Source organism: Catellatospora sp. NPDC049111 (genome assembly GCF_040648615.1).
Classification (GTDB): Bacteria; Actinomycetota; Actinomycetes; order Mycobacteriales; family Micromonosporaceae; genus Catellatospora; species Catellatospora aurea.
Genome location: NZ_JBEZEB010000001.1, coordinates 404835 through 417376, shown reverse-complemented (window position 1 = coordinate 417376; position 12542 = coordinate 404835). Strand labels below are relative to the sequence as shown.

Annotated in this window: 9 protein-coding genes; all 9 read right to left on the bottom strand. The window is 71.5% G+C overall.

Annotation, left to right across the window (positions count from 1 at the left end):
- Positions 1-3 precede the first annotated feature (3 nt).
- Positions 4-486, bottom strand: coding sequence for a hypothetical protein (locus AB0B66_RS01865; RefSeq protein WP_360521289.1), 483 nt, complete (start codon positions 484-486; stop codon positions 4-6).
- A gap of 14 nt (positions 487-500) precedes the next feature.
- Positions 501-1622, bottom strand: coding sequence for a hypothetical protein (locus AB0B66_RS01860; protein WP_360521286.1), 1122 nt, complete (start codon positions 1620-1622; stop codon positions 501-503).
- On the bottom strand, positions 1619-1939 hold the full coding sequence (locus AB0B66_RS01855; protein WP_360521283.1) for a type VII secretion target: 321 nt from the start codon (positions 1937-1939) through the stop codon (positions 1619-1621). Before AB0B66_RS01855 ends, AB0B66_RS01860 begins: the two co-directional genes overlap by 4 nt.
- Positions 1929-2249 (bottom strand): YbaB/EbfC family nucleoid-associated protein, encoded by a 321-nt coding sequence (locus tag AB0B66_RS01850; protein WP_360521280.1) that lies wholly within the window; start codon positions 2247-2249, stop codon positions 1929-1931. Before AB0B66_RS01850 ends, AB0B66_RS01855 begins: the two co-directional genes overlap by 11 nt.
- A gap of 170 nt (positions 2250-2419) precedes the next feature.
- The gene (locus AB0B66_RS01845) at positions 2420-5206 is read right to left on the bottom strand and encodes a glycoside hydrolase family 9 protein (RefSeq protein ID WP_360521277.1); all 2787 of its coding nucleotides are present in this window, start codon (positions 5204-5206) and stop codon (positions 2420-2422) included.
- Positions 5207-5581: 375 nt separating this feature from the next.
- A complete protein-coding gene (locus tag AB0B66_RS01840) occupies positions 5582-6628 on the bottom strand; it encodes a LacI family DNA-binding transcriptional regulator (protein ID WP_360521274.1) in 1047 nt (348 codons plus the stop codon).
- A 55-nt stretch (positions 6629-6683) separates the two neighbouring features.
- Positions 6684-9515 carry a glycoside hydrolase family 3 C-terminal domain-containing protein gene (locus AB0B66_RS01835; protein WP_360521271.1) on the bottom strand — a complete coding sequence of 944 codons (2832 nt, stop codon included), beginning with the start codon at positions 9513-9515 and terminating at the stop codon, positions 6684-6686.
- 326 nt (positions 9516-9841) lie between these two features.
- On the bottom strand, positions 9842-10861 hold the full coding sequence (locus AB0B66_RS01830; protein ID WP_360521268.1) for a sulfotransferase: 1020 nt from the start codon (positions 10859-10861) through the stop codon (positions 9842-9844).
- 241 nt (positions 10862-11102) lie between these two features.
- Positions 11103-12314, bottom strand: a complete 1212-nt coding sequence (locus tag AB0B66_RS01825) for an ROK family transcriptional regulator (protein WP_360521265.1) — start codon at positions 12312-12314, stop codon at positions 11103-11105.
- Between the last annotated feature and the right edge of the window lie 228 nt (positions 12315-12542).

Here is a 12542-nt window from a genome sequence, read left to right as displayed (position 1 = left end):
TGCTCAGTGCTCCCAGGGCAGGCGGCGCGGGCGGCGGGACCAGCGCGGGCTGAGCTGTCCGGACTCGAAACGGGCGGTCCACCGCCGCCGCTCCGCGCCATTGTCGAAAACCGTCGCCGCCTCGAACCTGCGGTCGAGCGCCGCCAGCAGCGAGCCCAACTCGCCGGCCGCCAACTCCGGACGTGTGTCCAGCAGCGTTCCGAGGGTGTCACGGCTGGTCAGATCGTTGAAGTAGAGGTCGATCAGGTAGCCGTCGTCGAGGCGGTCCTGTTCCAGCCGCCGGATCAGGTGCTCCCATAGCCGGAACCGGTTGCGGACCGAGTACTTCGGCTCGATCAGGGCCTCGGCGAACCGGGGTGCCATGCCGGCACGTTCGCACTCCAGGCGTTCGGCGTCCAGCTGATCGATCGAGGCACGCTCCGCGGGAGTCAGCCGCGGCCAGGCGGCTTCCGTCGCAGGGGCGTCGTCGGCCCAGTTCACTGCCATATGCCGGTGCCCCTTCACTCGTTGAGCTGCTGCAGGTAGTAGGCGTAACCGTTGTCGGGCTGCATGAACGTGCCCCGGTCGCCCTCTCTGATGATGATCGTGCCCGTGTCGGCGTCCCACCAGACGTAGCGGGGGACGCGGCCGGGTGTGTCCCGCACCCGGTGGCCCGGGTTCGCCCGCATGACGTCCTCCAGGTGACCGGCCAGGTCGGTGTCTTCGACGCCGGGGATGCTGCGCTGACCTGCATGCTCGGCGATCTTGTCGGCGATGAGGCCCACATCGCCGGCCTGGCTCGCCGGGTCGGGCGGGCGGGTGAGGCCGCCGAGGTCGCCGGTCGGCGTCACGCCCCGGCCGGGCAGCTCGGGTTGCTGGCGCTTGGCGAACACGATGAAGGTGCCCATGCCGGTGTCGACCTGCTTGATCACCGGGATGAGGTTGCCGAGGCTGCGGACCAGCGCCTTCATGATCCGGGCGATCTTCGCCGCCCAGCGGGCGACCACGGTGCTGACCTGGGCGACGACCACCGGTGTGGCCAGGCCGAAGGTGAACACCTCCTCGGCGGTCCAGATCGGCAGCCGGGCCAGCAGCGTGGCGACGCACTCGCCGATCAGGTCCCGCACGATGGTGCGCACCGCCTCGACCAGCGCACCGGACGCCTCGACGAGGACGGCCATGCACTCGCCGATTTTGGAAAGTGCGAACAGCATCTCCATGCTGCGCTGGGCGTGCGTGCCGTACGCCGCCGCGGCCTGCCCGGTCCAGTCAGGGATGTCGGCGACCGTGCCACGGCCGTATCCGTCGGCGATCCGCTGATGCTCGGCGGCGATGTTGCGCCAGGTCTGGGCGTTCGCCCGCAACTGGTCGGGATCGCCCGCGAGCTGGTCCAGGCACCAGGACAGCGGTTCGACGTGCTCCACGACCCAGCCGAACCCGGCGGTGACCAGCATGCCGAACGGGTCGAACGCCCAGGCGGCGCCTTCGGCGACCAGGGTCGCGCCACCGAGGGTGCCGTCGATCCAGGAGCCGTTCTCGATGCCGTCGACGAGCATGTCCAGCGACTCGGCGATGCCGACTCCGGAGAACCAGGTCGTGGTGTCGACCCGGTCGGCGACCAGCGTGTCACCGGGCTCGTTCATCGCACGCCCCGCACGGCGGTGTCGGCGGCGGCGTCGCCCGCGGCGTAGGTGTCGGCGACCGCGCGCAGCCCGTCGGCGATGGTGTCCATGGTGCGGGAGGTCTGGTCGACGCACTCGACGGCACGGTCGACCAGGTCGTCGAGCAGGCGCGGCAGCCATCCGTTGAGCAGCCCGTAGGAGCCGCCGTCGTAGCCGACGCGGGCGGCCGCCGCGCGGGTCTCGGCCACGCGCCCCACCAGGTGGTCGATGGTGCGGCCGTGGTCGCGAATCTGATCGGGTAGCGCCCGCAGCGGCGGGCCGCCGTCGTCAGGGCGCATCACGCAGCCCCGACTCGTCGATGAGCCGGCTCAGCTCGGCCCGCAGCGCCCACCGGGCGGCGTCGTTGGCCTCGATCACGGTCCGCGACAGCTTCTCCAGCGACCAGGCGCGCACGCGGTCGTCGAGCTTCAGCGTCGTCAGCCGACCCGTGTGGTCCACGGTCGCGGTCACCGAGCCCTCGGCGACCGCGACGGTGACGGCCAGCTCACCCTGCCGCTGCGCCAGCTCCCGGGCGCGGGCCGCGCTGGCCTCGACGGCCGCCTGCCAGTCGTCGATGCGTTGACTCGCCTGCTCCGGATCACCGAACATCGCGAACCTCGCACCCGACGCGATCGTCGACCATCACCCGAACCTCCCCCTCCGCCGCCGGTGCCTTCGTCTCGTCAGCCTAGGCACGGCCCTGCGACGTCAGTAGTCCGATCAGGACGGAAGGGGCGCTTTCCACAACACATCGCGTTGTGGAAAGCGCCCCTGGTAACTCAGCTGACAGTGCAGGTCGCGCCGTTGACCTTGAAGGCGGTCGGTTCGGGGTTGGCGGTGGTCCAGACGCCGTTGTAGCCGATCGTGGCGGAGGCGTTCGGGGCCAGGTTGGCGTTCCAGGAGAGGTTGGTGGCGGTGACGTTGAGGCCGGACTGGGACCAGTTCGCGCTGTGGCCGCTGCTGACGGCCTGCCCCGACGCGGGGAACGGGTAGGTCAGCGTCCAGCCGTTGATCGCCGTCGTGCCGGTGTTCTTGATGGTGACCTTCACGGAGAATCCGCCGGGCCACTGGCTCTCGATCAGGTATGCCACGTCGCAGCTCGCCCCGCCGCCGGTGCCCGACGTGGTGAACGTGACGGGCGAGGACGCGGTCGAGGTGTTGCCCGCGCCGTCCACGGCGACGACGTAGTAGGTGTACGAGGTCGACGCGGTGAGCCCGGTGAGGGCGAAAGAGTTCGTGGTCGGCGACCCGGCGAGCACGTCGGTGGTGCCCGCTTCGCGGTAGACGCGGTAACCGGCCAGGCCGCTGCCGCCGCTGTCGGTGGAGACGGTCCAGACCAGCGTCGCGCCGGTCTGTGTGATCGACGTGGCTGTCGGCGTGCCCGGCTGCGTCGGCGCGGTGGTGTCGTTCGGCGGGGCGGTGGTGCTGAACGTGACCGGCGAGGAGGCGGTGGAGGTGTTGCCCGCGCCGTCGACGGCGACGGCGTAGTAGGTGTAAGAGGTCGAGGCCGTCAGGCCGGTCAGCGCGAACGAGTTGGTGGTCGGTGAGCCGGCCAGCACGTCGGTCGCGCCCGCCTCGCGGTAGACGCGGTAGCCCGCGAGCCCGCTGCCGCCGGTGTCGGTGGACGCGGTCCAGCTCAGCGTGGCAGAGGTGGCCGTGACCGAGGACGCCGCCGGGGTGCCCGGGGTGCTGGGCGCGACGGTGTCCGGGGTGCCGCCGCCGGGCGCGTCGCCCCAGACCTTGGTGGTCCCGTCGTACAGCGTGATCTTGCTGTTGCGGGCCAGGGTCGCCTGGTAGGACCAGTCGTTGGTGACATCCCAGGTGCCGGAGCTGGTGATCCGGAACTGGATCTCGCGCCGCCAGTCGGACTGCCCGGCTGGGATGATGTTCTGCCCAGCGCACGAGATCGTCACGTAGTACACGTTGCCGCTGTGCTGGGTCGGCCCGGTCGGCGGCGAGCACTGGCTGTACGCCACCGACGTGCTGATCTGGCTCGGTGTCGTCGACCCGTCCAGGGTGAAGTAGTACCGGAACGAGCCGTTGCTCAACGCCCGTGCGGGCCACGCCGACTTGTTGTAGACCAGCGCCTTGACCTCGGTGAACGTGGTCCCGGTGGTGTTCAGCCCGGACTCGACGTACATCTCGGCGTCGTCGGGGGTCTCCGTGGGCGGGAAGCTCGCCAGCGGCGTGCCGCCGAACTCGCTGTACATGCGGACCAGCGCCGAGGTGAAGCCGCCGTTGTAGTCGGTGGCGACCTCGTTCATCTGGAAGTTGCCGCGGTCGTCGGTGTACGCGTCGTTGGCCGAGCCGGGCCCGCCGACCAGTGCGCCGTACAGCACGTGCCGGTTGTTGGCGGGGCTGGTCAGGCTGTCGGTCCACGAGCCGTGCGCGGTGCGGTGGTGCGGGTTGATCGGCGGGTTGTTCCCGAAACCGTTGACGTAGCTGCGGTTGTTCGGGTTGTCGCCGAGGATGTAGTTGATCTGCCGGACCGCGAAGTCGTGGTAGCGCGCCTTGCGGGTGGCGTCGCTGATCCAGTCCGAGTAAACGAACGCCACCCAGGCGGTGTTCGCCGAGTAGCGCAGCGAACCCCACTGCTGCAGCCAAGCCTGCCCGCCGGGGGAGTACGTGATGCGCTGGCCGTTGACGCCGACGGTCCAGTAGTCCAGCCACCGGTTGGCGTCGTCGACGTACTGCTGCTTGCCGGTGAGCTTGGCCAGCAGCACGTACGAGCCGTAGGTCTTGTCGTCCCAGTCGTGCGTCCACTTGTAGGAGTGGGTGCTCGACTGCGGCTCGGTGCCCAGGTTGGCGTAGTAGGACTCGGCCTTGCTCAGGTAGGCCGCCTCGCCGGTGGCCCGGTGCAGCCAGAGCGCGCCCCAGACCAGCTCGTCGTTGAAGCCGCTCCACGAGTTGTAGTAGCTGCTCGCGTCGGTGATGCACTCGCTGTACTTCCTGCGCACCGTGTCGGCGAAGGTGTACAGCTGGCGCGCGTGGCTGACCAGCGTGTTCGCGTAGGTCGGGTCGGTGGGCCGGAAGACCATCGAGGCCGCGGCCATCGCGGCCGCCGTCTCCGCCGCCAGGTCCGTGCCGCCGCAACTAGAATCGATCTTGTACGCGGGCCGCGCCATCTTCATCACCTCGGCCGGACCCCACCACTGGTGGTCCGCCCCGCCGTTGCCGACCTGTCCGTAGAGCACGTTGGCCGACGGGTGCGCCTTGATGAAGTAGTCGTTGACGAAGCGCAGGTTGTTCAGGAGCGGGGTGAGCTGCCCGGACGCCGAATAGGCGGCGCGGTACTCGACCGCGCCCCAGGCCAGCATGGTGGCCGTGGCGGCCATCGGGAAGCCGAACTTGACGTGGTCGCCCGCGTCGAACCAGCCGCCGGTCAGGTTCAGGCCGACGTCGGAGCCGTCGTTCATGGCGGAGTTGCCGCGCCAGGTGACACGGTTCCACGACGGCTTGGGTCCGGCGGCCTGCGCCTCGTAGAAGAACAGGGACTTCTGCAGCGCTTCGCCGTAGTTGTACGGAGCGGCGGCCTGCGCGGGCGCTGCGGCCAGGCCCGTTGCCATGGAACTGACGATGAGCACGCCGCAGGCTCCGGCGAACAACCGACGCCACCGGCCCGGAGGGCGGATGCCGTCACTGTGGGTAGGCACTAGGATTCTCCTGTCCGTGGAGCCGCGCGACGCGAGTCGCTGCGGTAGGGCACAGGTGGGGCGGATGTGGGCGCATCCGCCCCACCGCTATCGCAGATCGCGGTGCGGTGGGTTAGTCAGGGTTTTCCTGTACGTTTTGGTCGACATCGATGGAAGCGCTCCCACCTCTGTCAAGCACGATTTAACCGCGCGGTTGCCTTCTTGTGAAGCCCCGATTTCGGCCGCACCGTCGCCCGCCGATGGTCATGTCCTGACCAGGTGCTTTGTGGACGCCGCGAGCGGGCGGCGTCAGGCGGCGGCGGGGGCGGTGCTGGCGCGCGGGGTGAGGATCGGCGGCAGCAGCGTGGCCGGCGGCACCGCGCGGTCGTCGAGTTTGCGCATCAGCAGCTCCACGGCCTGCCGCCCGACGTCCTCGGCCGGGATCTGCACCGAGCTGAGCGCCGGGGACGACCGCTCGGCCAGCTCGTCGGGGCAGATCGCCACCACGGACACGTCCTCGGGCACCCGGCGGCCCAGCGCGCGCAGCGAGCTCAGCACGTGCGCCACCGCGGCCTCGTTGTGCACCACCAGGCCGGTCAGGCGCGGATGATGGGCGAGCAGTTGGGTGAGGGACTCCTGCACCGCCTGCGGGTGCTCCTCGAACGGCTGCGCGTACGCGGTCAGCCGCAGCCGCTTCGCGGCCTCCACGAAGCCGTCGCGGGTGCGGTGGGCGAAGCCGGTGTCGCGGTCGTACACCACGCGCGGTGCGCCGAGCAGCGCGATCTCCCGGTGGCCCAGCGCCGCCAGGTGCTCCACGCACACCGCCCCGGCCCGGTGGAAGTCCAGGTCGACGCAGGTCAGCCCGGCCGAGTCGGCGGGCAGCCCGATCAGCACGCTGGGCCGTTCCAGCTTGCGCAGGGTCGGCACCCGCGGGTCGTGCATCTCCACGTCCATCAGCACCAGGCCGTCCACCATCGCGCCCGCGGCGACCCGGCGCAGCCCGGCCGGGCCCTCGTCGGCGGTGACCAGCAGCACGTCGTGGTGGTGCCGGCGGGCGCTGGTCACCACGGCGGTGGCGAACTGCATCAGCACCGGCAGGTGCATGCCCTGCCGCAGTGGCAGCACCAGCGCGATCACACTGGACCGGTTGCTGGCCAGCGAACGCGCGCCCGCGTGCGGGTGGAAGCCCAGCGCGCGGATGCTGGCGTGCACCCGGGCGCTGGTCGTGGCGGAGATGGCTCGCTTGCCGCTGAGCACGTACGACACCGTGCTCGTGGACACACCGGCATGCCGGGCCACGTCGGCGATGGTCACCACGCTGTCGCGCTGGGACGACCGCCGTGGACGGCTCCTCATCGGCGGCACCTCCCCGCTGCTCCCGTTCATGCCCACTTCCCGCCACCCCTACCGCTCATGAGAAGGCGAGTTCGCTGACGATGATGCCCGGTGCGTCGTACACCAGGTATAGGTCCGTCCGGCCGGATGTGCCAAGCGCGCAGCTGATCTTCTCGTACGCGTATCGGCCCGCCCCCGCGCCGACCGCCTCGGCCAGCACCTCGCCGTCGAGCGGATCGTCGGCCACCAGCGCTACCCGGCCCGCGCCACCCGCGACGGCGAAGGTCACCCGCTCGCAGCCGGTCAGATCGGTCGCGCCGAAGGACAGCCAGGCGCCCGCGTCCGTGGCGCGCACCGCGTCGCCGCGGTCGAGGGCCGCGTCGACCAGCACCACCCCGCAGGCCTCGTCGTGGTCGATCGCGCGGAGCAGGCCGGGCCGGCGGGGGCCGATCCGCTCGCCGCGTACCGTCAGCGTGGCGCAGCCGCGGATGTCGGTCGCCGAGCGGCCCACCATCACCTTGTGCCGGGCCGCCTCCACCACCGGCCGTCCCGTGGTCACGTCCCAGAACGACAGGTCGGCGGCGGCCAGCGCGATGCTGACCACGGTGCGCTCGCCGGGTGCGAGCCGGACGCGGCGGAACCCGCGCAGCCGCCGCAGCGGCTGCTTGACCCGCGAGCGCTGCTGGTGCGTGTAGAGCTGCACCACCTCCTCGCCAGGCCGCTGTCCGACGTTGGCCACCTCGACGGTGACGGTGACCGTGCCGTCGGCGTCGATCGCGTCGGCGTCCAGGCCGACCGCGCCGTACTCGAACTCACCCCAGCTCAGGCCGTGTCCGAACGGGTACAGCGGGGTGCCGCGGTAGTACAGGTACGTCGCGTCGCTGGTGATGATGTCGTAGTCGTAGAGGTCAGGCAGCTCGCAGTGGCTGCGGTACCAGGTCTGCGGCAGCCGCCCGGCGGGCTCGGCGTCGCCGAACAGCACGTCGGCGAGCGCGTGGCCGAACTCCTGGCCGCCGTGGCTGCTCCACAGCACCGCGGGCAGGTGCACGTCGGCCCAGCTCACCGCGTACGGGTAGCTGCTGGTCAGTACGAGCGCGGTGCGCGGGTTGGCGGCGTACACGGCGCGCAGCAGCGCCTCCTGCGCGGGCGGCAGGGCCAGGTTCTCCCGGTCCTCGGTCTCGCGCCCGTTGACCAGCGGGTGGTTGCCCAGCACCACGACCACGGCGTCCGCCTCGGCGGCCACGGCGGCGGCCTGCTCGGCCCCGCTGTGGCGCAACTCCAGCTGGAGCCGGGACGCCTGCTCGAAACTCGCGCCGACCGCGGCCACCCCGTCCTCGCCGACGGCGAGGTAGCTGCGGCTCAGCTCGTGGTGCAGGGACAGCGTGCCGTCGGCCCGCTCGACCAGCCGGAACGTCTCGTGCACGTCCCAGCCGTGCGGGCCGGGCGCGTCGGCGACCAGCAGGTTGTCCCGTACGGTCAGGTGCCGCCCGTTGGCGGCCGAGCGCAGGGCCAGCACGCTGGTGCCGTGGTGCCCGGCCGGGCCCGGGTGGCTGCCCCAGTCGAACACGTCGAACCCGTGCGGGTCGGCGAACGCCCGCCGCAACGGCTTGGCCTCCTGCGGATCGGCGACCGCCAGATAGCCGCCGCCCACCAGGCGCAGCGCCACCCGGTCCACGCCCTCGTCGAAGCTCACCTGGTCCGAGCCGAGCCGGGCGGCCAGGCCGTCGACCGCGGTGACCTGGTAAGGCAGCGTGCCGCTGTACCAGTCGGCCATCAGCTGGTCGCCGAGCGGCCCGATCACCGCGACCCGGCGCACCTGCTCCGGATCGAACGGCAGCAGCCGGCACTCCTGCTTGAGCAGCACGATGCTGCGGGTCGCGGCCTCGCGGGCCAGCGCCTGGTGCGCGGGGCAGTTCACGGTGTCCGGGTCGAGGCCGGTGAACGGGTTCGCCTCGGCCGGGTCGAACTCGCCCAGCCGCATCCGGATCGTCAGCACCCGCCGCACCGCGGTGTCCACGTCGGCCTCGGTGATCAGGCCGCGGTCCAGGGCCTCGGTGAGCCGCCCGATGGTGACGTGCGAGTTCGTGTCGGCGTCGGTGAAGCTGTCCACCCCGGCCTTCAGCGAGGCGGCGTGGCTGCTCGCGTGGTCGGGGAAGTAGGCCTGCTGGGCCGGGTCGGCCAGGTTGCTCGGCGCGTACGCGTCCGACACCACCAGCACCTCGTCGCCGGTCCAGGACCGCAGGTCGTCGTCCAGGTGCGGGCTGACGTGCGCCGGACGGCCGTTGACCAGGTTGTACGACGCCATCACGGCCACCGCCGCGCCGCTTTCGATCGCGGGGCGGTACGCGGGCAGTTCGTACTCGTGCAGCACGCGGGGGCCGAGGTTGCTGGAGCTGACACAGCGGTCGTTCTCGTTGTTGTAGCCGAGGAAGTGCTTCAGCGTCGGCGCGGTCTTCAGGTAGACGGGATGGTCACCGCGCAGGCCCTGCGCGTACGCCGCGCCCATCAGCCCGGTCAGCCAGGCGTCCTCGCTGTAGCCCTCCTCGTTGCGGCCCCAGCGCGGGTCGCGCAGCGGGTTGACCACCGGCGCCCACACGTTGAGCCCGGCCCCGGACGGGTCCTTGTGGTGGCTGGCCCGGACCTCGTCGCCGACCGCGGCGCCGACCCGGCGCACCAGGTCCGGGTCCCAGCTCGCGCCGAGGCCCACCGCCTGCGGGAACACCGTCGCCTCGCCGAGCCAGGCGAGGCCGTGCAGCGCTTCGGTGCCGGTGCGGAACCCGCCCACCGACAGCCGGGGCACGGGTGGCTGGTGCTGGTGCAGCAGCGCGATCTTCTCGGGGAGCGTGAGCCGGCCGAGCAGGTCGGCGACGCGGTCGGACAGCGGTGCGGAGGGGTCGCGGAAGTTCATCGCCGGGTTCCTTCGTCTGGGCGGACGGTCGGAAGATGCGTCGTGGAGGGGCGGTGCGGCGCTGTCGAAGCGCTTCGACAGCGGGTCGCGCGTGTTCCGGATTCTCATCCACAGTCGAAGCGCTTCGACGATCGTCTGAAAAGACTCCGCATGGCATGTGTTTCTGCCTGATTTCGCAACGGAGTACGCCAGAGATTTACCGTGTTCCACCGGTCGTCGTCAAGGGAGCGTTCCCATGGCTGGTCGGCGGGCATCGAGGTGCGATCGGCTCACCAGCGCCGATGCCCGCCGCTCGGCGAAACTTTCGTGGATCCGCCCCCGTGGTGTCAGCCCGGCAGTAGTTCGCGCGGCGAGGGTGGGCGGTACGCCAGTTCCTCGGCGGGGCGCAGGCGGTCGCGCAGGCGGGACAGCCCGCGGCGCGCCGCGACGGTGCGGCGCGGCCCGTCCACGTGGGCGTAGTGCAGGTGGTGCACCCGGCCGGGGCCGCGCCACCAGGGCGAACCTGCCCCGGACAGCGGGTAGTCCCGCTCCCGCAGCCGGCTGCCGAGCTTCGCCTCGCACAGGGTGATCTGCCAGGGCTCCAACCGCTCCCGCCAGCTGCCCACCCGCTCCGTGGTCACCGGCTCGTGGGTGAGACGGTGCCAGCTCTTGCGGCTGGGCACGGCGACGTCGGCCAACCGCGCCGGCTCGGCCATCGCCGGGTCGTACTCCTCGCCGAGGAACCGGCAGATCGCCCGTAGCTCCGGCTCGGGATCGGCGACCAGGTGCTCGTAACGCACCTCGTGATAGGAGTCCTCGTCCAGGATCCGGCGGGCGTAGGCGGAGGAGTCCATCGCCCGCGCCCAGTCGGAGATCGCGTGGCACACGTCCTTGCCCTGCTGCCAGGGCGTCTCGCCGAGCGAGGCGACGCAGTCGCGGCCGTCGCGCACGATGTTGACGATCTGCGCGTCGGGGAACAGGCGCAGCAGCGGGACCAGGTTGTTCAGGTACGCCGGGCGCTTGTCGCCCCAGCGGGGCTTGTCGAAGCGGCGGGCGTAGGCACGGAACACGGTGCCGAGTGCGGAGCCGAGCGTCGGGGGGCCGGTCACGATCTCCTCGACCACGGCATCCGGGTCGAGGCCCAGGTCACCGAAGGCGGTCCGGGTTCCGGTGATCCACTCGGCAAGGCCGCGCCGGTTGGCGGGTTCGCGCAGGTCGCCGAAGCTCGCCCGGTCGGTGTACGCGCCGAGCAGGAAGCGCGTCTCCGGCGGGATCGCGATCCGCGGGTGCGCGTGCAGCATGAGCTGCAGCATCGTGGTGCCCGACCGCGGGCACCCCACGACGAACACCGGCCGATCACTGCCCACAGGTGGCTCCGTCCATAAGGGTGGCTTGTCCGGATTACACCCTTATTAACGACCCGCGAACAACCGACGATGCGCCGCCCCCGCGCCCACCTCCCGCCCCCACCCCTGCCGCAACTCTTAAAGACTTGCGGCCTCAGGGCTGACCGGACGCCGCAAGTCTTTAAGAGTTGCGGCAGGTGGGCGGGCGGCCCGGCGGCCCGGCGGCCCGGTGGCGGCCTGGGGGCCGGGGGCGGGGGCGTGGTCAGAGGCGGGGGAGGCGGCCGGCGTCGACGTGGTCGAGGACGGTGGCGGCGCCGCCGGTGGCGGCCGCGCCGTGATCGAGGATCGAGGCGACGACCTGGGCGCCGCCCTGCTCGGGGCCGATGCGGCGGGCCTTCAGTTCGGCCTCGACCGGGGGCAGCAGCCACGGGGCGAGGGGGACGAAGTAGCCGCCGAGCACGACGACCTCCGGGTCGAGCAGGTTGGCCAGGATGGAGACGCCCTGGCCGAGGGCCCTGCCCACCTCGTCGAGGGCTCGCAGCGCGGCGGGGTCGTTGGCGCGCGCTCGGCGTACCACCTCGTCGACCTCGGGTTGCAGGTCGGTGAGGTCGCCGTCGCCGGCCAGGTCGGGCAGCACCCGCGCGATGATCGCACTGATGCCCGCGATCGCCTCCAGGCAGCCGCGGCGGCCGCACGCGCACGGCGGGCCCTGCGGGTCGATGGTGATGTGGCCGATCTCGCCGGGGAAGCCGCGGTGGCCGCGCAGCGGGTTGCCGTCGCTGATGATGCCCGCGCCGATGCCGACCTCGCCGGTCAGGTAGATCAGGTTCTGCGAGCCGGCGAACGCGCCGTAGCGCGACTCGGCCAGCACCGCGAGGTTGGCGTCGTTGTCGACGGCGACCGGGAAGTCGGGTTCGCCGAGGGCGCGGTTGACGATGTCGCGCAGGTTGACGTCCTGCCAGCCCAGGTTGGGGGCCATGATGACGACGCCGTCGGGGGAGACCAGGCCGGGCACGCCGACGGTCAGGCCGAGCACCCGGCGGTCCTCCTTGAGGACGCGGTTGACCGCGCGCCGGCCGAGTGCCGCGATCGCGGTGGCGGCCTGCGCGGGGCTCGACGCGAGCCCGGCGAACGAACGCCGCCAGGACAGCACCTGCTGCCCGGCCAGGTCGATGGCGACCGCGGTGAGGTAGTCGGCGTTGACCTCGATGCCGATCGCCGCGTACGGCGAGCCGTCGAGCACCAGCATGGTCGCCGGGCGGCCGATCCGGTGCTCGGTGAGCCCGGTCTCGCGCAGCAGCCGGCGTTCGATCAGGTCGGCGACGAGGCTGGACACCGTGGCCTTGTTGAGGCCGGTGGTGGCGGCGATCTCCGCGCGGGAGCATGGCGCGTGGTTGCGCACGTAGCGCAGCACGACGGCCAGGTTCGTGGCCCTGACATCGGCGAAGTCCGCCGGTTGAGGGCCGCGCTGCATCGTGATCACCGTCTGCCCTCCGGTGTGGCTGCACTGGTCGCCCCATCATGCCGTATGGAGCCGTCGGTCAGCATCGCCGTCGACGTCGGCGTGGGAACGCTCCCTTGTGGTCGCTCTGACCTTCGGCTAGTTTGTTTAGTCGAAAGCCGAACTAACTGTACCGCGTAACCGCTCCACCGACACCCCTTTCCCTGATCCTGAGCTTGACAAATGACGAAGGGAGCACGC